We start from the raw sequence: 23,725 nt of genomic DNA, 5'->3' as shown, positions 1-23,725 counted from the left end.
AAAAATATTAAAGGGGATATCAATGATTAAAAAATGGAGCATACTTTTGTTCACTGTTTTTCTATTAGCAGGATGCGGTGAGAAGGCCGAAGAAACAACAACGACAGTGAAGACAGTATCTAAAAAAGAAACAGAACCCGTATCTAAGGATCAAGTAACAATTGAAAAAATGAAACTGACAAAGAAAGAAGAAAGCTTACTAGATGCCACAACCACTAATGAAATGGTGGCTCTTACCCTAAAGGGATTAACGAAGAAGAATAAGAGTATCACTTTTATTGGGAGTCATTACAAAAATGGTCGATTAGTTGATAAGGAAGCATCATCTGCCACCTTTGTTTTACATCAGGATGGAACCGATCAAACGATGAATGTGCTCTTACAACTGAATCATCAGAAAGATATATACGAATCACAATTTAGTATTTGGTCAGACAAGAAGAATGATGGAATGATAAAAGCGACTTCAAGCTTTCCATTCAAAGTAGGTGATTATGTTTTTTCTGCACAATCTGAATCTGTCAAAGTGGCTTCAGGAGAAAAAGCACTAATTGCGTATACAGCTGCAATGGGGAAAGATGGGAATTTACCAATGCTTGAGGCAATCGAAAAGAACCCAGAGAAAGCGTTGAAGAATATGTCACATGCATACTTGTTTTATGTCCAGCTAGATAAATAACTATCTTAATATATATGGAGAATATGAAGTTTTTTGACGAAAAATCTTCATATTCTCTTGACGAATTGTTAAGAAAGTTGTAACATAATAAAAGTCAACGCAATGACGTTGCTTTTAAAAGATTGATGCGGGTGTAGTTTAGTGGTAAAACCTCAGCCTTCCAAGCTGATGTCGTGAGTTCGATTCTCATCACCCGCTCCAATACATAATTTTGTTTATAACGCAGTATTTCGTTTCTTAGATAAACGAAGTGTTGCGTTTTTTATTATGTCAGTATAATGTGAAAAAAGCACTGTCAGCTACAGTGCTTTTTCAATGAGTTCATATTTGCTTTCTCCACCATGTATTTGTATAAACATCTTCGTCAAGGATTGTATAAGAGCTTCACTCTTTTCCCGGGAAATAGATGGCGGGAAAAGGATGATTTGAAGAATGTTCTTTGTGTCTTGAGAAATTTGTGCTTTACTTGCTTGAGAAAATAACCCTTTAAGTCCCGTTTCGTCCTGCCATTCGATGTGACCAGCATCATTTTTTGCAAGTGAAAGTGGCTCTTTTAGGCGATCGGCATCTAATGTCAGGATGGGCAAGAAATATTTTAATGAGAAAAATATCGACAAATCCTGTACGGAATTGGTCGAGTCAATAAATTGTTCCTTTTGAATATCAGAAAGAAGTGGAAGGAAAGGAATGTCTTCTATAAGCTCAGTCCATTCTTTGATCGCAGGTACTTCTTTCAAGGCTTTATCTTCGTATTCAAAAAACAAAGACTCTTGAAACAGGCGTAATCGACCTTTTAACATTTGAGGTGATTTACCGACTTCAATATGTGAATATTCAATCTGTCCAACATGGATAGACGGGCTTTGAGGATAAGGAATTTCCATATGTATCTTCACAGTGACTCACTCCAATCGGTCATGATACACTCGTATTATACTGAAAACAACAGAAGAAACAAAGAAAGGAGGTTTGCAAGGTGATTCATGTTGGAGAATTAAAAGAAGAATTGATTCAATATGCGAAAGAAATTGGTGTCGATAAAATTCGATTTGCAAGTGCTGATACATTTGATTCATTAAAGGACCGCCTGATCTTACATGAATCGTTAGGGTATTTGTCCGGCTTTGAAGAGCCTGATATCGAAAAACGAACAAACCCTTCTTTGCTGCTTCCAAAGGCCAAATCAATTGTTGCAATAGCGCTCGCGTATCCTTCCAAAATGAAAGATGCCCCTCGAAGTACAAAGGATGCAAGAAGAGGAATCTTTTGCAGGGCTTCTTGGGGAACGGATTATCATGTTGTATTGAAAAAAAAGCTTGATATGCTCGAGGAATTCTTGCGGAGCAAGCATGTCGATATACGAACAAAATCAATGGTGGATACAGGGGAACTGTCTGATCGTGCTGTAGCAGAACGCGCTGGCATTGGTTTTAGTGCAAAGAACTGTATGATTATCACACCAGAGTTCGGCTCTTATGTGTACTTGGCTGAAATGATTACAAATGTTCCATTTGAACCGGATGAGAAAATTGAAGACCAGTGCGGGACGTGCAATAAATGTGTGGATTCGTGTCCAACAGGTGCGCTTGTGAATCCAGGACAGCTGAATTCTCAAAGGTGCATTTCGTTTTTAACTCAGACAAAAGGGTTTTTACCTGACGAGTTCCGTTCGAAAATAGGGAACCGCTTGTATGGGTGTGATACGTGCCAAATAGTTTGCCCGATCAATAAAGGAAAAGACTTTCATCTGCATCCTGAAATGGAGCCGGACCCTGAAATTGCAAAGCCGCTTTTAAAGCCGCTCCTTACGATCAGCAATCGTGAGTTTAAGGAAAAATACGGTCATGTATCAGGATCATGGCGGGGGAAAAAGCCCATTCAGCGGAATGCGATTTTGGCACTCGCTCACTTTAAAAACGCATCTGCCTTACCAGTTTTGATTGAATTGATGCACAAGGATCCAAGGCCGGTCATTCGAGGCACGGCCGCTTGGGCCATTGGCAAAATTGGCGACGTGCAGCAGCTTTCAGAGCTGGAAAAAGCTCTTGAGCGGGAAAGTGATGAAGAAGCGAAACAAGAGATGATCAAAGGGATTGAGCTATTACAGACACCTTTAAATACTAAATAACATCCCTATGAACATAGAATGTACCAAACAGAGGTTTTAAAAAAAGTTTTGGTGGTGTCTGTGTGAAACAATTATTAGCGCAAACGTTAGAAGACAGGCTGGCGTATTTATTAAATGACAGTGCGATCAAACAGCCGCAGCTCATGTCTGATGTGGAAGCAGTAGAACGAAAAAAGGAGCTTTTTGCTAGAAGACAGGTTGAGATTGTGAAGGCAAAGGCAAAAACAAAGCTTCTAGATTCAACAATTCAGGATGATGGGGCTCAGCATGTGCAATATCTTGCTCATCTCACTTATGTCTGTAAGGATGTAGACGATTCTTTTTATTTGGAGGAACAGGTTGAAAAAAGAGAAGCGTTTCTTTATAACGACATGCTTGTCAAAGATCGCATGATGCAGGAGGAACGGCAAAAGGAGGAGCGGGTGGATGAGCGCTTCCAGAACGAGGAACAATTCGGGAGAGCCTTTCACTATGATCGGCGGGCAGCCGTGCAATATGCGGAGACGTACTGGAATAAACGGAATCCAGCCTACAAGAATTTTGAAGATAACTGTACAAATTTTATTTCACAATGCTTGAAAGCAGGGAATGCGCCAACGAGAGGGTATCCGAATCGCGGGTCTGGCTGGTGGGTGCGTCCACATACGTGGAGCTACAGCTGGACGGTGGCTCATTCGATGAAAAACTATTTAGCGAATTCTAAAGCAGGCTTAAGGGCAAAGAAGCTAAAAGAAGCGCAGGAGCTTCAAATTGGTGATGTCATTTGCTACGATTTCGAGGGTGATGGAAGGTATAATCATACAACCATTGTTGTTGATCATGATAAAGGCGGAATGCCTCTTGTGAATGCACAGACGTATGACAGCCGCATGCGGTTTTGGTCATATGAGGATTCAACTGCCTATACACCAGCTATTCGTTATACGTTTTTTCACATTTTGGACGATGCCGCAAAGGATAGTTAATGGTATAATGTTGAGCGGAAAAGAAAATTAGAGGTGAACTTTTTTGGGACTTCATGTCGTTTTATATCAACCAGAGATTCCAGCTAATACTGGAAATATTGCGCGTACATGTGCAGCAACAAATACAACACTTCATCTGATTCGTCCGCTTGGTTTTTCGACAGATGACAAAATGCTGAAGCGTGCTGGACTCGATTATTGGAAGTATGCCAATGTGGTCTATCATGATTCACTCGATGAATTGTTTGAGGCCCATCCGAAGGGGCAATTCTTCTATATCACAAAGTTTGGCCAAAAGCCGCATACAACGTTTGATTACTCTCAGTTAGATGAAGACTATTTCTTCGTCTTTGGCAGAGAGACAAGTGGGTTGCCGAAAGATTTGATTGAACGAAATATGGACCGCTGTCTTCGTTTACCGATGACAGAGCATGTTCGTTCGCTTAATCTATCGAATACAGCAGCGATCCTTGTTTATGAGGCACTTCGCCAGCAGCAATATCGAGATCTCATATAAGATCATGATGAAAGCCGAGATACCCATCTCGGCTTTTTTATGTGAGATTAGAATCAGGGTGATGAAAAATATGACTTATTTATACTTTTTTTAACATGTTGAAAATAGATATGATGATAGATTGCATTTTCAAAAATGATGAATCCATTAGGATGAATAATGAGATGAAAAAAACTGATTACTAGTGCCATTATCTCAGCTATTTTAATGGGGATCGTTCCAGTCAGTATCCCAGGTCTTTCTCAGACGCAGGAAATAGGAGCAGCGCAATGATCTAAAGGAATTGGCGGGCGTACCTATATCAATAGTAATGGATCTATATTGGTCACAAAAATTCAACTTCCTTCCACGATGAGTGTGTCTAAAGGGGCAGCTTATATTTATTCTGGATTCACAGGATCAAAAGAAGCGGATATTGGTCTTCAATACAGTCCAACCTATAATGTATGGAAACCTACGATGAAGGTAGGAACAAATAATCAAGAAACATATATCGAAGAACATAGTAATTTTACGTATACAAAAGGATTTAAGCCTGGAAGTACTGTTCAAATGACCATTTATAAAAATTTGAATGGACATAGAAGAGCGATTTTCTGGGGGACAAACAATGTTGGTTATACAGGGCGCATTATCACAGAAATTCAAAACTCAAACATTATCTCTGTGACCAAATGGAAATTACTTTCGACGGTTGCAGTGACTGACGATATTTATCGGAAAGATATTCGGGCAAACTTCTCTACTCGTTTTACTGATATCACATTAGATAATCGAGCAGTCACACTGGTGATAGATACGCAAGACTTTACTTCGATTCAGGTGTCAGGTAATACAGTGAATATGCAAGTGCTGAAAACAATGAACTAAATGAAAAAAAGGATGTTCCGCTAATGGAACATCCTTTTTTTCATTTACCAGGCTTGCCTTCGTAGCCAGCTGTGAAAATGGATACTAAAAACGTAATGATGACGCCCATCATAATGACCGTTCTCATATAAGCTCCCCCTTATCCCTTTGTTCCTGTCCGCTGCCTGTTTCATATGATGTGAAGTTCGCCTTGAAAAGCAGGAGAAGAAGATCATTTTTCTCCTGTTTTTCCTTTATTATGAAGGGTATTGCGGATGGTTGTCAATTCAGTTTGCCAATTCGTCATTTTGAAGAACGAAAGCATGTAATAGGACGCCTGCGCATAGATTGTAAAACAGTATCTGATTACTAGCTTCAATCTTGAAAGAGGAGGTTCATATGGATATTTTAAAGAAAATTGAACAGCACAGAGAAGAAGAGCAGCGTCTCAAATGGGAAGGCACATTCAGCGATTATTTAGACATTATTAAGGAAAATCCACTTGTCGCTCAATCTGCTCATTCTCGCGTTTATCATATGATTAAAGACAGCGGGATTGAAGAGGAGAATGGGGTCAGAACCTACAAATTTTTTGATCAGGAGCTTTTTGGATTAGAGGAATCACTGGAAAGGCTAGTGGAGGAATATTTTCATCCTGCTGCAAAGCGATTAGATGTGCGGAAGCGTATTTTATTATTGATGGGACCGGTAAGCGGCGGGAAATCGACGCTTGTAACAAGGCTGAAAAGAGGACTCGAAGCCTATTCCTTGACAGACAATGGCGCAGTCTATGCGATCAAAGGCTGTCCCATGCATGAAGACCCGCTTCATCTCATTCCGCAAAATCTGCGGGAGGATTTCTATAGAGAATATGGTATTCGTGTGCAGGGGAATTTGTCGCCTCTGAATATGATGAGACTGGAAGAGGAATATGGCGGCAGAATTGAGGATGTAAGGGTTGAGCGGATCTTTTTCTCAGAGGATAAACGGACCGGCATTGGTACCTTCAGCCCGTCTGATCCGAAATCTCAGGACATTGCCGATTTAACAGGCAGCATCGATTTTTCAACCATTGCTGAATTTGGATCAGAGTCAGACCCTCGTGCATACCGGTTTGATGGAGAACTCAATAAAGCAAACCGCGGGATGATGGAGTTTCAGGAGATGTTAAAGTGTGATGAGAAATTTCTGTGGCACCTTCTTTCATTAACGCAGGAAGGAAATTTTAAGGCAGGCCGATTTGCCTTGATTAGTGCGGATGAATTGATTGTCGCTCATACGAATGAAACCGAGTACCGGTCGTTTATTTCAAATAAGAAGAACGAGGCCCTTCATTCAAGAATTATTGTGATGCCGATTCCTTATAATTTAAAGGTGACAGAGGAAGAACGGATTTATCATAAAATGATTTCAGAAAGTGATGTTTCAGACGTTCATATTGCACCGCATACGCTGAAGGTGGCAGCGATGTTCTCTATTTTGACGAGACTCAAAGAGCCAAAGCGTTCTGATATTGATTTGGTGAAAAAAATGCGTCTGTATGATGGGGAAAGTGTCGAAGGCTTTCAATCTGCTGACATAGATGAGATGAAAAAGGAATTTCATGACGAAGGGATGAGCGGAATTGACCCGCGTTATGTGATCAACCGAATTTCATCCACCATTATTCGAAAGAATATGGAATCGATCAATGCACTGGATGTGCTTCGTTCCTTAAAAGAAGGGCTTGATCAGCATCCATCCATTTCAAGTGAAGATCGGGAGCGTTATTTGAATTTTATTTCTGTCGCGCGAAAAGAGTATGACGATATTGCGAAGAAAGAAGTTCAAAAGGCATTTGTGTATTCGTATGAGGAGTCTGCGAAAACACTAATGGATAATTACTTAGATAATGTCGAAGCTTACTGCAATAAAAACAAGCTGCGTGATCCGTTAACTGGTGAAGAAATGAATCCTGATGAAAAGCTTATGCGCTCAATTGAGGAACAGATCGGTATTTCTGAAAATGCCAAAAAGGCATTCCGAGAAGAAATTCTCATTCGTATTTCGGCTTATGCGAGAAAGGGCAAGCGTTTTGATTATAATTCTCATGAGAGATTACGAGAGGCGATTCAGAAGAAGTTATTTGCCGATCTAAAAGATGTGGTCAAAATTACGACATCGACGAAGACACCAGATGAACAGCAGCTGAAAAAGGTAAATGAGGTAGTGGCTAGATTGATTGATGAGCATGGCTATAATTCAACAAGTGCAAATGAACTCTTAAAATATGTAGGCAGTCTTCTGAATCGTTAATAAATGAAGGAGGCATTATTGGCGCACATCCGCACCGGTAATGTCTTTTTTAGAAATGATCGTCATCTTGGATGACGGCAGCATACGATAAAGGAATCGATAGTTAGAAGAATTGCGCAAACAGGTGAGGAGGGGGATGGATGTCCCGGCAAGAAAAAAGTCAGTTTATTGTTTCTCAGGAAGACTGGTCCCTCCATCGAAAAGGCTTTGACGACCAGCAGCGTCATCAGAAAAAAGTCAAAGAGGCGATTAAAAACAATTTGCCGGATCTTGTCACAGAGGAAAGCATCATCATGTCTAATGGAAAAGATGTTGTCAAAATTCCGATTCGTTCATTAGATGAATATAAAATTCGGTACAACTACGACAAGAATAAGCATGTGGGTCAAGGGGATGGAGACAGTCAGGTTGGTGATGTTGTCGCGCGTGATGGATCAGACAGTAAGCAAGGGCAAGGGAAGGGGCAAGGTGCTGGAGATCAAGCAGGTGAGGATTATTACGAAGCAGAAGTTTCATTAATGGATCTGGAGGAAGCGCTGTTTCGTGAATTAGAACTGCCAAACCTGAAACAAAAGGAGCTTGACGACATCATTGTCGAGCAAATTGAATTCAACGATATTCGCAAAACGGGCTTAACAGGAAATATCCATAAAAAACGAACGATGCTGTCCGCATTTAAACGAAATGCGATGACGGGAAGTCCTTCCTTTTATCCAATCTACCCAGAGGATATTAAATATAAAACGTGGAATGAAGTGACCAAACCAGAGTCGAAAGCCGTCGTTTTGGCGATGATGGATACGAGCGGAAGTATGGGACTTTGGGAAAAATATATGGCGAGGAGTTTTTTCTTTTGGATGACACGTTTCTTACGGACAAAGTATGAGACGGTTGATATTGAATTTATTGCCCACCATACGGAGGCGAAGGTTGTAGAAGAGGAACACTTCTTCTCACGGGGTGAGAGCGGGGGGACCATTTGCTCGTCTGTCTATCGAAAGGCACTAGAGCTCATAGACGAACGATATCCGCCGTCACGATATAATATTTATCCTTTCCATTTTTCTGATGGTGACAATCTGACCTCAGACAATGCGCGGTGTGTGAAGCTTGTTCAAGAGATTATGAAAAAAGCCAACTTATTCTGTTATGGTGAAGTGAATCAATACAACCGGCACTCTACGTTAATGTCAGCATATAAGCATATTCAGGATGAGAAATTTAAGCATTATATTTTAAAGCAAAAATCAGACGTTTTTCTCGCATTAAAAAAATTTTTTCAGCAGGAAGAAGTTCTTTCTTAAATAGCACATTTGAAAAAACCTTTCAGCATAAGGGCTGAAAGGTTTTTTGTGTGGAAAAGGAAGGGATCACCAGAAAAAAAGTAAAACTTTCTCTTTGACATTTCAATTTACATTTATTAATATTTAATCTTGTTAAATATAAGTTTTTCAAAAAAGATGCCGATCGTCTTTTCTTCTTTTTCTGCTCTTTGCTCATGAGTGAACAATAAGTATAAATGGGCTGCACACCATTTTTCAGCGGAGTAGATGAAGGGGAAATGTCAGCTTTATGAGCTTGTTTCATATTCTGTCAGATGATGGGCATTCTAAGCTTGCTAAAGCATATGACACTATATTTTTATACATGAAAGGAGAAACAAAACATGAACAGAGGGCGTTTATTACTAACGAATATTATTGGCCTTATTGTGATTCTTGCTATTATTGCCGGAGGTGCTTATTACTACTACGAAAGCACAAACTTTGTAAAAACAGACGAGGCAAAAGTGACAGGTGATATGTATCAAATTACAGCACCAGCAGCTGGACAAATCAAAGGCTGGGATATCAATGAAGGTGACGAAGTGCAAAAAGACAGCACAGTTGCAAAAGTTGAAGGGGAAGCAAAAACAAACATTAAAGCAGTAGCTGATGGCACATTAGTCAAAAAAGAAGTACAAAACAATCAGCAAGTGCAGCCAGGTACAGTTCTTGGTGAAACAATTGACCTAAGCAAGCTTTATATCACAGCAAATATCAAAGAAACAGACATTAAGAACATTGAAAAAGGTGACAAAGTCGACATCGTGGTAGATGGTGATTCTGATACAACATTTGAAGGAACTGTTGAACAAATTGGTTATGCGACAAACTCAACATTCAACATGCTGCCAGCAACAAATTCAAGTGGTAACTATACAAAAGTGACACAAAAAGTAGCAGTCAAGATTTCAATTAAAAACCCATCTGACAAAGTACTTCCAGGTATGAATGCTTCTGTCAAAATTTCATCTTAATGATGATTGATATTAAAAAATGAAAGGAGGTTGTCTGAGATGGCAAATCAACCTGCAGCGACAAAACAGGGAACAGGCTCCTTGTCTTTACTGATCATTTTAATGGCCGGTTTGTTCGTAGCGATTTTAAACCAAACGCTTCTGAACGTAGCCATGCCCCATTTAATGACTGAATTTAATGTCAGTGCGACGACCATTCAGTGGCTTACAACAGGTTACATGCTTGTCAACGGTGTGCTGATTCCGCTATCCGCGTTTTTAATCACACGTTTTGGACAGCGCAGCTTATTCCTAGTAGCCATGATCTCGTTTACACTTGGTACCTTTATTTGCGGTATTGCACCGAACTTTTCTACGATGCTCATTGGCCGCTTGATTCAGGCAATCGGTGGCGGTATCTTGCAGCCGCTTGTCATGACAACAATCCTTTTTATTTTCCCTCCGGAAAACAGGGGGAAAGGAATGGGGATTTTTGGTCTTGCGATGATGTTTGCACCAGCTGTAGGACCAACATTATCTGGTTACATTATTGAACATTATTCTTGGCGTATTATGTTTTATGGCCTTGTACCAATCGGTTTGATTGTCATTATCGCGGCTTTCTTTATGTTTAAAAATATTGTAGAGCCCAAAAAAATCAAGCTGGACACCCTTGGTGCGATTCTTTCAATCGTTGGTTTTGCTTCGCTTCTATACGGAGTGAGTGAAGCGGGGAGTGATGGTTGGACAGATCCGATCGTCTTATCGACGATTATGATTGGTGCGATTGCGATCATTCTCTTTATATTCCAACAGCTAAAAGCTGATAATCCGATGCTTGATTTCCGCGTGTTTAAATACAGCATTTTCTCATTATCAAGTGTCATTAATATCATTATTACCGTTGCCTTATACACTGGAATGTTCTTACTTCCGATTTATCTGCAAAACCTCGTTGGGTTTACTGCATTGCAATCGGGTCTGTTAATGCTTCCAGGGGCACTTGCGATGCTGATTATGTCCCCGATTTCAGGGATCTTGTTTGATAAATTTGGACCTCGTCCGCTTGCGATTGTGGGGATGGTGATTACTGTTGTCACCACATACGAGTTTACAAGGCTGACCATTGATACATCCTATAGTCACATTGTGCTCATGTATGCAGTACGTGCATTTGGTATGTCACTGCTGATGATGCCTGTTATGACAGCTGGGATGAACCAATTACCACAGCATTTAAACAGTCATGGTACAGCGATGTCTAATACATTAAGACAAATTAGCGGCTCGATCGGTACGAGTCTGATCACGACGATTTATACGAATCGGACAACATTCCATTATTCGAATATGGCAGATCAAACGAATACAGCTGACCCATTCTTTATGAATTCATTCCAGACGGCTGTGTCGAATGTGATGCATCATATGGGGATGACAGCTGAAGCTGCCCAAAAATATGTATCCACCCAGCTCTTTACGAAAGCACAGGTCGATTCAAACGTGATGGGCATCAATGATGCTTACATGTGGGTCACATTATTCTGTGCGGCCGGTGTCATTCTCAGCTTGTTCCTGAGAGATGTACGTAAGGATAAAAAACGAAAAGATCAGCAGCATAAGAAACAAGAAATGACGCTGCTTCCAGCACCTAAGGAAGCAAACCAAGATGCAAGATAAGTGTGGAGGGACCGTACATGAAAATTTATGTCGTATACGATAGTGAAGGTGACCATACAAAAGCACTTGCAGAAGCGATTGCAGCGGGCGCAGGTGAAACAGAGCAAGCTGAAGTATTCATTGATCATGTGAAAGATGCGGATATTCGCACGCTTGATCAAATGGATGCGATCATTTGGGGCTGCCCTGGTCACTTTGGTACCATTAGTTCTGGATTAAAGACATGGATTGACCGTCTTGGCTACTTATGGGCAGAAGGAAAACTCATTGATAAAGTCGGTGCTGTATTCTGTACAACTGCTACAGCGCACGGCGGTTTAGAAATGACGATGCACAATTTGATTACGCCAATGTTCCATCAAGGGATGCTTGTGGTAGGCCTTCCTGGAAATGTTCCAGAGAATGCTTTATACGGCTCTTATTATGGAGCAGGTGTGACATGTCCAATTGATTCTGATGAATTGATTTCTACGGAAGGCATTGAACTCGGGAAAGCATTAGGAAGACGTGTAGCATCAGTCACTGCGTCATTTAAGCGATAAGGAGAGGGTTCTTTTGGCGACGATTATTGTAGCGTTAGTAGCTGCTGTTCTAGTCATTATCGGATTAGTAGCGTTCAATGTCAGACACGCTTCGGTCGAGAAGGAAGAGATCAAAGAAGATGTGTCTAATCAGCCTGACGTGCCGCGCAGTGAGCCAGAAGTTGCGGCGAGAACTGTAGAGCCTGAAGAAGAAGAAAAAGCGTCAGAGCCTTCTCAAACGGACGAACACGTGTCTGGCGACGATTTCTATAGACAGGCGCTTCAAAAGTTTAAGCAGCCAGAACCACCTGTCAAAAAAGAAGAACCAGAGACAAAAATGAATGATAATATGTATCGTTCTGCTTTGCAGAAGCTAAAGCAGAAGGACAAATAAAAAGAGAACCTCTCGTCAGGTTCTCTTTTTGATTGCATAAAAAAACCGCCGGCAGAAGCCGAGCGGTTTTCCTTCACTCTATAAAGTGCTAAAAGAGCAGATGCTCTTAAATTACGCTTTGTTAACGTTAGCAGCTTGTGGTCCACGGTTACCTTCAACGATTTCGAAAGAAACTGCTTGACCTTCTTCTAATGTTTTGAAGCCTTCGCCTTGGATAGCAGAGAAGTGAACGAATACATCGTCTTGACCTTCTACTTCGATGAATCCGAAACCTTTTTCAGAGTTGAACCATTTTACTTTACCTTCTAACATGAAATTTCCTCCTAAAGCGATCTTAACGCTTAAATTCACTATTCTTGCTCTTACACAAACTTCAAAGACGAAAACTCTTTCAAAACTTTCTTCTTAAAGATGATACGAACAAAAATAATTACCTTTACTTTACCAGTGTTTGCGGGAAAAAACAACTGTTATACGAAAACTTTTTTAAAAATAATTAGCGCTAACAAATTGAGGAAAAAGCCTATGTTAATTGGCCTCTTTTTCTCTCTGAGAAGCTCACTTGATTTCGGCCAGACTGCTTCGCTTTATAGAGCTCCTGATCAGCCATAATCGGTAATTGTTTGATGTCTGCACTTGTTCCGTGGTAATAAGCACACCCAAGTGATACTGTGATATGAATGGACATTCCATTTTGTAAATAAATCGGCTGATCCGCAATTTTTCTCCGCAATCGTTTCTGCAATTTGCCATGTTTTTTCAACTGAACAATTCGGTAGAAGCACAGCAAATTCTTCACCGCCGATCCGTCCGATATAATCAGAGCTTCTTGTGTTTTTGATCAGCCTTGTCCCGATTTCTTTTAAAACGATATCTCCCTCATGATGTCCATATTGATCATTGATGGATTTGAAATAATCGATGTCTATGTAAATAAGGGACATTTGATGGATAGGCTGCTTTAATTTTAGAGAAAAAGCATCATTTAATACCTCATCAAATTTCCGTTTATTTAAAACACCTGTTAAAAAGTCATAATGAGCTTGGAATTTATACAAATTTAACAGCTGATAGGCTTTTGTTTGATGCTCAATGACATAAAAATTAAATAATCCGGCAATATACGAGAAAATCCAATAAGCGAAATGCATTTCAATTGATATTTCATGTGCGATGGTGATAAACAAAATGGTTGCGATCACGTTGCTGATCGTAATAGATAACAGCATTTTCAAGACATGATTGATATGACGTTCAGCAATCAAAAAAGAGGCTGTGGCGATAAATATCATGGAAAAAATATTGATGAAAGAACCGACGTTGGTTTCGATTAATAATCGACCAATAATGACAACACATGCCGCAATGAACGTTTGCGCGATGCCTCCATAAAATGCTGTTAAAATAAGAGGTATATGTCTTAAATCGATGATCGCTGGTCCTGCTTTAATAGAAAAAAACATGATGAGGACACCGAGTAGCCCAGAAAGCATGCCTTTACATAGTTGTCTGAGCAAGGTATCTTCTTTCTTTAAAAACTTCTCTCTAAACACAAGCATAAATAAATAATGGAAAGTGACAAGAATTGTTATATTAATAAAGAGGTCTCTTAGCAAAATAAAATCACCTTTTTAAAATTACTAAAATTTGTTGCAAAAGAAAAGAGAAAAAGGATAATTAATAAAAATTTCATTGATGAGGGGGTTTAAACAGATGCGAGGAAAACGCTACCCAGATGAAACGGATTGGCTTTCTTTTTTTGAAACAGCCTGTTGGCATGCTTGAAAAACAGATGCCGATTGAATATCAAGAGGTGACGTTTCGATTTGAGGATCAAGAGGAGCGATTTGTCGTAACCATGTCGCTCGCGATGCAGGAGTTTTCCTTAGAGGTCGTTTGAAAAATGAACGCAGACGTTTTAGGGATAAATGATGTTAAAACTGTGCAAGATGTAGAGATAAAAAAAGATCGGAAGGGTGAGAAAGAGCTTTTGCTCATATTAGATACTCGTAACCGCTTCATCACAACGAGTGAAATCACTTTTTTGCCTTCCTTTTGTCTCATGGACAAAGAACATTTTTCAGGAGAATAAACAGGAGCCTTTTTCATGAAGGCTCCTGTTTCATTTATTTGTGCTCGATGTCATTGATCACTTGCTGGATAGATTCATCATCCATCACATTCATGACACTTTCATCAATGTGAAGAGATTGTGCATAAGACTCTCTTGGCTGATGGGTTCTTGATGGTGATTGGTGCTGGTTCGTGTGATCTGGCTGGACAGCGGTAAATGCTTGCTTGATCATTTGCCCAACTTCAGCCGTTCCTTTTGATTCTTTATGGGAGTGTGACTCATGGCGAGACGAGTCATGGTGCTGATGATCATTGCCTTTCATCATTGAAGACATATTCATTTGCGTCATGCTTTTCAGCCTTCTTCGTAATACTGGTGAAAATAATGCAATGATGGCTGTTGAACCTGCGATCATTGCGCCAGTGCTCATGCCTTTTCTTTTCTTAAACAAACGAATCCCTCCATTTGATCGTGATGATACTTCTTCATCATGTTTAGGATGACCAAAGTAGGCTGAATTATGAATTCATTTTGATGAAATAGAAATGTGTGCATAAAAAGTCGATTGGATGAAAAACCTATGAACAAAAGGAGGGAATAATTGATGAATAGGAAATGGATGCTTTCTTTACTACTTGTTCCAACATTGATCACTGCTGGGTGTGGAATGAACAATCAAGGCGATGAGCGAAGAGGAACAATGAATCGACAGTATGAAAATGTCACATATAAGAACGACAACATGAGACAGGATCAGCCAAATGTTCAAACACCTCAGAAAGTCAAAGTGGCAGACAAGGCGTCAGAGCTTGTAGCCAACATGTCTGAAGTGAAAACAGCAAACGTGCTTGTCACAGGAAAAAATGCATTTGTTGCCGTTATGCTTGAAGGTAATAAAAACGGCGATGTGACAGATGATTTGAAAAAGAAAATTTCTGACAAAGTAAAATCAACGGATCAACAAATCGATAATGTGTATGTATCCGCTAATCCAGACTTTGTTGATCGTATGCAAGGATATGGAAAACGTATTAGTAGCGGAGAGCCAATTTCAGGATTTTTCGATGAATTTACTGAAACTGTTCGACGTGTCTTCCCTGAATCAAAATAGCTACGACAAAAGCCGTATGTCATATGCGGCTTTTTTGTTTGGAACCGCACCTTGCGCGCACCTGACTGCATAAAGTAAAAAATATATCACCTCTTGTTGATCTTTGTTTTTTCATAGAAAGAGAAAGAGGTTGCAGGATGAATTCAGGTGGGGAGTAAATGAAAGCAAAATCGTCATTGATTCATAAAAAACTTGTAAGCGGAATGATTGCAGCAGGTTTGATTTTTTATGCGTTCACCGCGTACTTGATTTATGTTGCGTTTCAGCTGACAGGACATTATTTAGAGCAGCAGTCTTCTCCTAAAACGGTCTTAACAGAAGGACTCAATAAGCAAGTCTATGAACATATCAGAATTTACTATGCAGAGGAAGAGGACGTGTTTGTGGATCTGACAATAGAGGCCCTGGATCAGGCAAAGAAGAGGACAGCGTCAGTGTTTCAGTTTGAACCTGACAAACCTTTAGACATTATTTATTTTGATGATAAAGACACGATCGAACAATTTGCCGGCATCAAGCATATTACGGGCTTTTACTCTGATTATGATCAAATGATTGGGTTATACCCAGATAAACGGGAAGAATTGTTGAAGAAAGAGACACTGCCTTTATACTTTTTCAACACGTTATTCATTCATGAGTATGCTCATTTTGTTTTCTATGAAAAGGTGCATGCATACAAGGTATCTCCAGTGATCTTCCCTCTTTGGTTCCATGAAGGAACAGCAGAATGGACTGCCTATGACGTGTTAAATGCCACGTCTGAACGGTTCGACGTCGTTCCTTTTCAATCTCTTCATTCTGATCAAGACTGGCAAGACTCTCGGATGACGTATGAGACAGATGTTTATTTACAAAGCTACTATATGATCTATGAGCTGGTCCAGCTTTACGGACGAGACATCATACATGAGATCATGGAGGAAACGGCGAAAACGGGCCGATTTGATAGAGGCTTTGAACAGGCGACAGGGCAGCGGCTAACTGACTTTGAAGAACAGTTTAAAGTGATGTATCAAAGAAAAAACGGCTGACCAGAGAAAGGGGTCAGCCGTTTTTTTAATGAAGCGGCTTTTGCTGATTGGCTTTGCTTGGAGGCATTTGAACTTGGCCCTGCATTGGGGCGAATGTAGACGTCATGGCTTGCATGTCTTGCGTAGAAAGCTGCGGGACTTGATAGTAGCCATGTTTGTTTTGATATAAGAAAATTTCATATGCCATTTCAATAAAGTTCGGAATTTGCGCGGCAAGCACACGTCTAACCACAGGATTTGTTACCTCTAACGCGGTCATTGAAAGTAATCCTGCATGTGATTTAACGAGGCCGAGCATATGCCCTGTAATCCCTGCGTCTTTTACGTCCTGCAATGACTGATTCGGCTTCTTTGGCTGAGATGGTTTAATTCCGTATGACACCTGTGTTTGTTCTTTCATCATATAAGTAGTTGTTTCTTCACTAGGCTTTTGTCCAGTAGAAAAACAATCTACCGTGACATTGTACTGCGACAAAACGAATTGATATTGTCGATCTAAGATGTCGGATAATGCAGGATCTTGGATAAATTGCCGAAAGATCATGTATTGATCCAAAATATTAATCGTGCCTGCTAAAATTTCATGTAAATCGAATAACTCATGCCCACCATGGTTGAATTCAGGTTGCTGAGCATTTCCTTGAACGAATGACTGCTGATCGTTTTGCATAGAGATTCCTCCTTCTATTTATATGTTCTGTTTTAATGTGAGGATGTTTTCCTTATTTCATGCAAAAAACATTATTTACAATTAGAGGGTTTTCTTCCTTTTTGTCGAAAAAAAGTATCAGACGAATGAACATGGGGGTACCAGATGCAGGACAAAATCATTAATCGTTTGACAGAAGACGAACATGTGCAGGCACCAGTGATTGGCATCGGTGTTTCGCCGTTTGAACAGCATCATCTTGAGGCTTTTTTTCAATCGTTTCCACATGAATTAAATGCCTCTTTTATTGTTGTACAAAATCATGTGACGGGCGATTGTATCACTGATTTGGAATCACTTGTTTTACCGATTGGCTACCGGGCAAAAACGATTAAGCATGGTGAGAAAGTCATGAAAAATATGATTTATTTTTGTCCGAAGCATGCGTTTGTCATGTTAACAGAAGACAAGCGGCTGCACGTATCAGAGCAGCTTCCAACGAACAAGGCCTGCTCTGTCGACTCGCTTTTTCAGTCACTTGCCAGTGTGCAAAAGGAAGAGGCCTTTGCGATCTTTTTTCAAAAAGGCCATTGTGTGGGGAGCGGACTGCTTCAATTGGTGGAGCAAGGCGGTACAGCCTTATCATGCAGTGAGATAGAAAGTGGTTTTGACAGCATGTATCATCAAACATTCAAAGATCCTTCAATTCTTGCGGCATATATCGCCAATATCATCAATGTCCCGCATGTCGATGATGCAGATCCCGTCTTGCTCAGAATAATTGAACGTCTTGAAATGTATAAAGGAATTGCCTTTTCAACCTATGAAAAGAAAAGGATGCTCACTGTCATTCAAAAACGCATGCGGAGTGCAAAACAACCGATTTCATTATTATCAGAGTACGATCGTTTATTAGAAAGGGAACCAGATGAGCTTGACCGTTTACATGTACAGCTTCTAAGCGGCACGACTTCTTTTTTTAGGGATATGGAGGCCTTTCGAGTATGTGAACATAAGATCATTCCGTCGATCATTGAAAATACGATGAAAAACGGGAAATCTCCATGCCGCATTTGGATTGCGGGATGTTCCACAGGGGAAGAAGCCTATTCCTTTACGATTTTATTTTTAGAAGAAATGAAGCGAAGACAAGTGTCCATTGAACTTCAAGTGTTTGCAACAGACATCAACCGGAAAGCCATTCAAATGGCTAGTAAAGGTCTTTACTCGGTAGAGTCTATGGCAAGAATGCCGGAAAAATGGCGGGTGCGATATTTCGAAAAAAAAGGTGACGCTTTTATTGTGAAGCAGTCGCTTAGAAAACATATTGTCTTTGCTCCTCACAATTTATTGATCGATTCACCTTTTATCCACCTCGATTTTATCAGTTGTCGAAATGTTCTGATGTACTTCCAGCCAGAAATACAAAAACGAGTGTTGTCCCGATTCCAATATGCTTTAAATGATCAAGGGATGTTGATATTAGGGCCAAATGAAACTGTACCTAATATCCCTCATTTGTTTCATTTATTCAATGAAAAGTGGAACATTTACACCCATTCAAACGTTCCTAAATACAATGTACCTTGGACACATGATGCTCGTTATGTGGAGTTAAAAGAGCGAGCTGCACAATATATGCAAGAAGTGAGGAAGGATTATGACGCATGCATGGTGATCAATGATTGTGACAAAATCCTGGCGATATCGAAGGGTGCCTATTCTTTCCTAGAGCATACAGAAGTGCCAGATCAATCATGTGAATATGTGATACCTGATTATATGAAAGAGATGTTGAACCAAACCTTTCAAAAGGTGTGGACAGATGAGACAGAGGTTGTGTTTCAGCACGTCCTCATTTCGGAAAAAGGCAGAAAACAGTATGCAGATTTTACCGTGAAAAGCTTTGACCGCCGTTTTAAGGGAGTATACGTCATTCTTATTCGGATGAATGAGAGAGGAAAAAATCAAAAGAACGGCAGGGACAAAGGGATGCTAGATCAGAATTCAGTCTATCAACAGCGTATTGTCGATTTAGAAAATGAACTCAATGAAGTCAAACAAAAAGAGCAAGAGGCAAGGGCTCAATTAAAAGCGAAAAACACGCAAATAGAGGAGCTTGAGAAAAAACACGAACATTTTATTAATATCATAAACAACTTAAAGGTGACAAGAGAAGAACTGTACCGCCCCTCTGTGAAGCCAGAGCTTGCGACGTTGTTTGTGGACCGGGACATGAATATTCGCTATTACACTCCTACAGCTGCCTCTTTATTTACTTCAGCTCAAATAAGGCACCAGCAATCCTTTCAGTCGATGGCTAAGAAACTAACGCAGGAAACGCTTTATCATGATATTCAATCCGTCATATCGGACAGGCGCGTGATCGAACGTGAAATTGAAACGAACGAAGGAGAACAATTCACTGTTCACATTACACCTATCTATGATCAGGATCATGAGGGGGCGGTGATGACATGGATCAAAATGACGGAAATGACGAAAATGAAACAGTCACTTCATCTTGCGGTGACAGCGCTTGATAACAGCCATATTCATATTGTTGTCGCAACAGAGGAAGGCACTATCCAATGTGTGAATCAGCGCTTTTGTCAGTTTGTACAGCAGCATGAATATGACCTTATCGGCAAAGATATTTTTTCTGTCTACCATTCGCTATGTCAATGTGACGATTTAGCGAAGCAATGGGAGGTTTGTTTAAGAGATGGCAGCTGGACAGGTGAGCTGTACTTTCAGGATTTGTCAGGACGCGAACGATGGGAGAGAGTCTCTTTACATCGAATTGATGATCCTAACAAAATGCAGGCAACCGTGATGCGTATTTCAGAGGATATTACAAATCAAAAGCAGTCAGAGAAAATGCTGATGAAGTCTGAGATGCTGTCGGCAGTAGGCCAGCTTGCAGCCGGCATTGCCCATGAGATACGTAACCCGCTTACGTCGTTAAAGGGATTTTTACAGCTGATGATTCAAAGTAAAAAGTATCAAAAGGATTATGCAGATGTGATGATGTCAGAGTTTAATCGGCTTGAGGCGATTATTAACGAATTCCTAGTGCTTTCTAGAAACAAATCTGTGAAATTCGAGCCGGTACATGTCAATCTTCTGCTCGAAGAAGTCATCATGGTCGTTGAATCGCAGGCGGTCTTAAAAGGCGTGTCCATTCAAAAAAACCTGTCTCCGTCACTGCCAAACATTCAAGGCATACCGAATGAATTGAAACAAGTTTTCCTGAACATCCTTAAAAACGGAATTGAAGCCATGGATGGCGTGACAGGTGTCATCCAAGTGACCTCGGTACTGAAAAACAATCAAATGATGTTGATATTTGAAGACCAAGGAAAGGGCATACCAGAAGACGAAATGGGGAAACTGGGTGAACCTTTTTATACAACGAAAGAAAAAGGGACGGGCCTTGGATTGATGATGACCATTAAAATCATTGAAAGCCATGGCGGCACCATTCGTTTTGAAAGCAAAAGCTTTGAGGGGACACGGGTGATTATTTCGTTTCCAATGAGTTGATGGAGATAAGTTTTACATGAAATCCATTCAACATCAATATTTACTTTGTACACTATGAGAGATGAAGTTCAAAGGGGAGAGATCTAATGAAACGTATTCTATCAATTCGAATGATCTGTTGTTTGGTTTTGGTGATCTTTAGTCTGCAATCCTTACTGCCTGGCATGATGGCAGCAGAGCAGGCAGGGGCATCTGAGAAGAAGGAAACTGTGTGGAAACAAATGAAGCCAATGAATATCAAGAAAGCCCGTCAGCTGATAGGAGAGACGGTTACGGTGAGCGGAATTGTGACAGCAGATCAATCCGCTATAGGCAATGGGAAACTATCAACATATATTCAAGACAAAACAGCTGGAATCAATATTTATTCAGCGCAGCCTAAAAGTTTCCCGGAACTGAAAGCCGGCATGAAGGTGACGGTGACTGGCAAGGTTGCGTCTTATAAAGGGCTGATCGAAATTGTGCCAGTTCAAAACCGCCTGAAGGTAGATGCTGTGAATCAAACATTGCCAGCGCCGAAACGAGTCTCCATTCAACAACTGGAAACGGATCAGGCAGGTAAATATGAAGGAAGACTCGTGAAGGTAAAAGGCTACGTGGAATCAAAGCCGGATCAGCCTGCTGGCGGTGGATATAATGTGGTCATCATAGATAAAAAATATCACAGTACTATCCTTAGAGTGATGGCTGATACAGGTGCCATTGATCAGGTGAAGACAGGGAAATGGTATGAGTTTACAGGGGTTTTAAGCAGGTACGATACGCTGCAGATGCTTCCAAGACACAAGGATGATGTCAAACTGCTGAAACGCCAGCCAAAGCCGCCGAAAATCAAGAAAGAATATCAGGCAACGGTTGACCGTGTGGTGGATGGAGATACCATTCATTTAAAAAAGCCTGTGCTAGGTACAACCAAGGTGCGCTTTGTGAATATGGACACGCCTGAAACCTATCATAAGCCAAAAAATGAATTAGATCAAAATCAACTGCGCTTTGGACAGCAAGCGACTGACTATTTAAAGACGCTTCTTTCAAGCGGTGATAAAGTCACGTTAAAAATTGGCCCTGAAGAGAAGGATGGCTACGGACGTCTGCTAGCTCAAGTGAAAACCAAAAAAGGGGTCAATACGAATTTAGAGCTTGTGAAAAAAGGATATGCTCCCACTTATTTCATCTGGCCAGTTGGAGGTGAAAAAGACTATCATACGTTCCAACAAGCAGTTAAAGAAGCGAAGGAAAAAGGGCTGGGTATTTGGAACGAAGCGGATCCTCTGCTGGAACAGCCGTTTGAATTTAGAGCACGCGAGCAGAAAAAAGGACTCGCACGTTATGTCGGTGATTCATCTGCGAAAACCTATGTATCCCCTGAAAACTGGAAAGACGTAGACGTAGATAAACGTGTCTTTTTTGCTTCAAAAGAGGAAGCAGAGCAGGCTGGATATCAGCCGGCAGAGGAATCCAGCGAAGTACCATTAACGATTTTAAGCATAAATGATTTACATGGTAAAATCGATCAAGAATACGAGCTGGATATAAAAGGTGATGGCAGTAAAGAAATGTACGGACGAATGGATTATGTGGCGGCATATATGAAACAAAAACAAGCAGCACACAAAAATACAATTACGGTCCATGCAGGGGATATGATTGGTGGAAGCTCTCCGGTATCTTCTCTGCTGCAAGATGAACCAACAGTTGAACTCATGGAGAACATTGGCTTTGATGTTGGCACGGTCGGCAATCATGAATTTGATGAAGGCGTAGACGAGCTATTGCGTATCTTAAATGGCGGAGATCACCCTAAAGGCACAAAGGGGTATGATGGCCAGAACTTTCCGCTCGTTTGTGCGAACTGTGAATACAAGGATACTGGCAAACCGCTTTTACCTGCCTATGAAATCATAGATGTCGAAGGAATTCCTGTGGCATTTATCGGTGTTGTGACGAAGTCAGCCGCAGGAATGGTGATGCCAGAAGGGATTAAAGACATTCAGTTTACAGATGAAGTGAAAGCCGTCAATGAAGCAACGACGGAACTAAAGCAAAAAGGGGTCAAAGCCATTGCAGTGCTGGCTCATATGACAGCCTCTCAAAATGGCGATACCATTACTGGGGAGAGTGCGAAGCTTGCCAAAGAAGGTGATGATGAAATTGATGTCATTTTTGCAGGACATAATCACGAAGTGGTCAATGGAGAAGTCAATGGGAAACTAATCGTTCAAGCCTTTGAATATGGGAAAGCCATTGGCGAAGTGAGTGTCACACTTGACCGGAAAACGAAGGACATTGTGAAAAAGAGTGCCAATATCCAGTATGTAGACCAATCTAGTATTGAAAAAGACAAGGAAGCAGCCGCTATTTTAGCTCATTACGGAAAAGAAGTTGAGCCAATCATTAGTGAGGTTGTTGGAGAAGCAGGCGTAAAAATGGAAGGCGGGTATTCAAATGATGGAGATACACCGCTCGGTAACCTCATTGCGGATGGCATGAGATATTCAATGAAAAGTGACTTTGCCATGATGAATGGCGGTGGCATCAGGCAAAACCTCGAAAAAGGGCCGATTACTTGGGGAGATCTCTTTAATATTCAGCCATTTGGCAATGTTTTAGTCAAGCTGGAGATTAAGGGGAAGGACTTGGTTGAGATCATTGAAGCACAAATATCTCCTCAATTTGGGCCAGATTATAGCATTTCGGGTTTTTCATATTCCTATGATCCGTTAACATATCAAGTAGTCGACTTGAAGCTGCCAGATGGTTCAGCCGTTGCTTTCGATCAAACGTATACACTCACGGTGAATAACTTCATGGCAACCGCAACTGGAAGTAAGTATGCGCCGATAGGCCGGCTAGGGAAAAACGCTGAAACGGGCCCAGAAGATTTAGAAGCAACCGTTGCCTTTGTGAAGAGCTTTGAGGGTGCTTCCATTGTGTATCAAAAAGAGGGACGCATTCAAAAAGCAAAACAAGAAGAAAAGGCAGCAGCAAGCTGAAGGGTATCATCT

General features: G+C 40.8%; 20 protein-coding genes, 1 tRNA gene and 2 pseudogenes. 17 read left to right on the top strand and 6 right to left on the bottom strand.

Annotation, left to right across the window (positions count from 1 at the left end; translation table 11 throughout):
* The first annotated feature begins 22 nt into the window (after nt 1-22).
* Both R0K30_RS18320 and R0K30_RS18315 read left to right on the top strand, forming a co-directional pair.
* On the top strand, nt 23-679 hold the full coding sequence (locus R0K30_RS18320; protein WP_249705390.1) for a hypothetical protein: 657 nt from the start codon (nt 23-25) through the stop codon (nt 677-679).
* Between the two features lie 127 nt (nt 680-806).
* Nucleotides 807-880: transfer RNA gene (locus tag R0K30_RS18315), tRNA-Gly, on the top strand.
* Nucleotides 881-978: 98 nt separating this feature from the next.
* On the opposite strand, the gene R0K30_RS18310 is transcribed toward R0K30_RS18315, so the two are convergent.
* Nucleotides 979-1,575, bottom strand: coding sequence for a hypothetical protein (locus R0K30_RS18310; protein WP_249705391.1), 597 nt, complete (start codon nt 1,573-1,575; stop codon nt 979-981).
* A gap of 83 nt (nt 1,576-1,658) precedes the next feature.
* Between R0K30_RS18310 and queG the strand changes: the two genes are divergently transcribed.
* The 10 genes and pseudogenes from queG to R0K30_RS18260 all read left to right on the top strand — a co-directional run bounded on the left by queG (nt 1,659) and on the right by R0K30_RS18260 (nt 12,306).
* Nucleotides 1,659-2,807: a tRNA epoxyqueuosine(34) reductase QueG gene (gene queG / locus R0K30_RS18305; RefSeq protein WP_410612172.1), complete on the top strand. Its 1,149-nt coding sequence runs from the start codon at nt 1,659-1,661 to the stop codon at nt 2,805-2,807.
* 62 nt (nt 2,808-2,869) lie between these two features.
* Nucleotides 2,870-3,772, top strand: coding sequence for an amidase domain-containing protein (locus R0K30_RS18300; protein ID WP_099728236.1), 903 nt, complete (start codon nt 2,870-2,872; stop codon nt 3,770-3,772).
* Nucleotides 3,773-3,815: 43 nt separating this feature from the next.
* On the top strand, nt 3,816-4,289 hold the full coding sequence (gene trmL, locus R0K30_RS18295; protein WP_003211950.1) for a tRNA (uridine(34)/cytosine(34)/5-carboxymethylaminomethyluridine(34)-2'-O)-methyltransferase TrmL: 474 nt from the start codon (nt 3,816-3,818) through the stop codon (nt 4,287-4,289).
* A 207-nt stretch (nt 4,290-4,496) separates the two neighbouring features.
* A pseudogene (locus tag R0K30_RS18290) lies at nt 4,497-5,159 on the top strand (YrpD family protein).
* Between the two features lie 378 nt (nt 5,160-5,537).
* Nucleotides 5,538-7,433 (top strand): PrkA family serine protein kinase, encoded by a 1,896-nt coding sequence (locus R0K30_RS18285; protein ID WP_099728235.1) that lies wholly within the window; start codon nt 5,538-5,540, stop codon nt 7,431-7,433.
* A 140-nt stretch (nt 7,434-7,573) separates the two neighbouring features.
* Nucleotides 7,574-8,737 carry a sporulation protein YhbH gene (yhbH, locus tag R0K30_RS18280; RefSeq protein ID WP_230030996.1) on the top strand — a complete coding sequence of 388 codons (1,164 nt, stop codon included), beginning with the start codon at nt 7,574-7,576 and terminating at the stop codon, nt 8,735-8,737.
* 362 nt (nt 8,738-9,099) lie between these two features.
* On the top strand, nt 9,100-9,732 hold the full coding sequence (locus R0K30_RS18275; protein ID WP_099728233.1) for a biotin/lipoyl-containing protein: 633 nt from the start codon (nt 9,100-9,102) through the stop codon (nt 9,730-9,732).
* A gap of 39 nt (nt 9,733-9,771) precedes the next feature.
* Nucleotides 9,772-11,391, top strand: coding sequence for a DHA2 family efflux MFS transporter permease subunit (locus R0K30_RS18270; protein ID WP_099728232.1), 1,620 nt, complete (start codon nt 9,772-9,774; stop codon nt 11,389-11,391).
* A 17-nt stretch (nt 11,392-11,408) separates the two neighbouring features.
* Complete coding sequence (locus R0K30_RS18265) at nt 11,409-11,933, top strand: NAD(P)H-dependent oxidoreductase (RefSeq protein WP_230030995.1); 525 nt, start codon at nt 11,409-11,411, stop codon at nt 11,931-11,933.
* A 13-nt stretch (nt 11,934-11,946) separates the two neighbouring features.
* Complete coding sequence (locus R0K30_RS18260; protein WP_410612145.1) at nt 11,947-12,306, top strand: hypothetical protein; 360 nt, start codon at nt 11,947-11,949, stop codon at nt 12,304-12,306.
* Between the two features lie 111 nt (nt 12,307-12,417).
* Here the strand turns inward: R0K30_RS18260 and cspB are convergent, their stop codons facing one another.
* From cspB to R0K30_RS18245, 3 genes and pseudogenes are all read right to left on the bottom strand, one after another.
* A complete protein-coding gene (gene cspB / locus R0K30_RS18255; RefSeq protein ID WP_003212277.1) occupies nt 12,418-12,618 on the bottom strand; it encodes a cold shock-like protein CspB in 201 nt (66 codons plus the stop codon).
* A 211-nt stretch (nt 12,619-12,829) separates the two neighbouring features.
* Nucleotides 12,830-13,105 carry a GGDEF domain-containing protein gene (locus R0K30_RS18250; protein ID WP_410612143.1) on the bottom strand — a complete coding sequence of 92 codons (276 nt, stop codon included), beginning with the start codon at nt 13,103-13,105 and terminating at the stop codon, nt 12,830-12,832.
* Nucleotides 13,106-13,118: 13 nt separating this feature from the next.
* Nucleotides 13,119-13,799 (bottom strand): annotated as a pseudogene (locus R0K30_RS18245) (GGDEF domain-containing protein); the annotation flags it as partial.
* Nucleotides 13,800-14,041: 242 nt separating this feature from the next.
* Here R0K30_RS18245 and R0K30_RS18240 point away from each other — a divergent pair.
* Nucleotides 14,042-14,206 (top strand): hypothetical protein, encoded by a 165-nt coding sequence (locus tag R0K30_RS18240; RefSeq protein ID WP_367308151.1) that lies wholly within the window; start codon nt 14,042-14,044, stop codon nt 14,204-14,206.
* A 226-nt stretch (nt 14,207-14,432) separates the two neighbouring features.
* Here R0K30_RS18240 and R0K30_RS18235 read toward each other — a convergent pair whose 3' ends face one another.
* Nucleotides 14,433-14,831: a spore coat protein gene (locus R0K30_RS18235; protein ID WP_099728228.1), complete on the bottom strand. Its 399-nt coding sequence runs from the start codon at nt 14,829-14,831 to the stop codon at nt 14,433-14,435.
* Between the two features lie 153 nt (nt 14,832-14,984).
* Between R0K30_RS18235 and R0K30_RS18230 the strand changes: the two genes are divergently transcribed.
* Nucleotides 14,985-15,491, top strand: coding sequence for a YhcN/YlaJ family sporulation lipoprotein (locus R0K30_RS18230; protein ID WP_099728227.1), 507 nt, complete (start codon nt 14,985-14,987; stop codon nt 15,489-15,491).
* Between the two features lie 158 nt (nt 15,492-15,649).
* Nucleotides 15,650-16,525 (top strand): hypothetical protein, encoded by an 876-nt coding sequence (locus R0K30_RS18225; protein WP_099728226.1) that lies wholly within the window; start codon nt 15,650-15,652, stop codon nt 16,523-16,525.
* 25 nt (nt 16,526-16,550) lie between these two features.
* Here the strand turns inward: R0K30_RS18225 and R0K30_RS18220 are convergent, their stop codons facing one another.
* Nucleotides 16,551-17,195, bottom strand: a complete 645-nt coding sequence (locus R0K30_RS18220; RefSeq protein WP_256499428.1) for a spore coat protein — start codon at nt 17,193-17,195, stop codon at nt 16,551-16,553.
* Between the two features lie 144 nt (nt 17,196-17,339).
* Here R0K30_RS18220 and R0K30_RS18215 point away from each other — a divergent pair, with 144 nt between their 5' ends.
* Nucleotides 17,340-20,720: a CheR family methyltransferase gene (locus R0K30_RS18215; protein ID WP_410612139.1), complete on the top strand. Its 3,381-nt coding sequence runs from the start codon at nt 17,340-17,342 to the stop codon at nt 20,718-20,720.
* An 86-nt stretch (nt 20,721-20,806) separates the two neighbouring features.
* A complete protein-coding gene (locus R0K30_RS18210; protein WP_410612137.1) occupies nt 20,807-23,713 on the top strand; it encodes a 5'-nucleotidase C-terminal domain-containing protein in 2,907 nt (968 codons plus the stop codon).
* Nucleotides 23,714-23,725: the final 12 nt, after the last annotated feature.

It is taken from the genome of Bacillus sp. SIMBA_154 (assembly GCF_046536015.1).
Lineage (GTDB): Bacteria > Bacillota > Bacilli > Bacillales > Bacillaceae > Bacillus > Bacillus pumilus_P.
Note: the sequence above shows the minus strand (reverse complement) of the source record. Positions and strands in the feature narration are given on the sequence as shown.

Excerpts from the sequence above, each read along its gene's own strand:
- R0K30_RS18320 (WP_249705390.1), top strand. The coding sequence starts at position 23 with ATGATTAAAAAATGGAGCATACTTTTGTTCACTGTTTTTCTATTAGCA.
- R0K30_RS18285 (WP_099728235.1), top strand. The coding sequence starts at position 5,538 with ATGGATATTTTAAAGAAAATTGAACAGCACAGAGAAGAAGAGCAGCGT.
- yhbH (WP_230030996.1), top strand. The coding sequence starts at position 7,574 with ATGTCCCGGCAAGAAAAAAGTCAGTTTATTGTTTCTCAGGAAGACTGG.
- R0K30_RS18275 (WP_099728233.1), top strand. The coding sequence starts at position 9,100 with ATGAACAGAGGGCGTTTATTACTAACGAATATTATTGGCCTTATTGTG.
- R0K30_RS18270 (WP_099728232.1), top strand. The coding sequence starts at position 9,772 with ATGGCAAATCAACCTGCAGCGACAAAACAGGGAACAGGCTCCTTGTCT.
- R0K30_RS18265 (WP_230030995.1), top strand. The coding sequence starts at position 11,409 with ATGAAAATTTATGTCGTATACGATAGTGAAGGTGACCATACAAAAGCA.
- cspB (WP_003212277.1), bottom strand. The coding sequence starts at position 12,618 with ATGTTAGAAGGTAAAGTAAAATGGTTCAACTCTGAAAAAGGTTTCGGA.
- R0K30_RS18240 (WP_367308151.1), top strand. The coding sequence starts at position 14,042 with ATGAAACGGATTGGCTTTCTTTTTTTGAAACAGCCTGTTGGCATGCTT.
- R0K30_RS18230 (WP_099728227.1), top strand. The coding sequence starts at position 14,985 with ATGAATAGGAAATGGATGCTTTCTTTACTACTTGTTCCAACATTGATC.
- R0K30_RS18225 (WP_099728226.1), top strand. The coding sequence starts at position 15,650 with ATGAAAGCAAAATCGTCATTGATTCATAAAAAACTTGTAAGCGGAATG.
- R0K30_RS18220 (WP_256499428.1), bottom strand. The coding sequence starts at position 17,195 with ATGCAAAACGATCAGCAGTCATTCGTTCAAGGAAATGCTCAGCAACCT.
- R0K30_RS18215 (WP_410612139.1), top strand. The coding sequence starts at position 17,340 with ATGCAGGACAAAATCATTAATCGTTTGACAGAAGACGAACATGTGCAG.
- R0K30_RS18210 (WP_410612137.1), top strand. The coding sequence starts at position 20,807 with ATGAAACGTATTCTATCAATTCGAATGATCTGTTGTTTGGTTTTGGTG.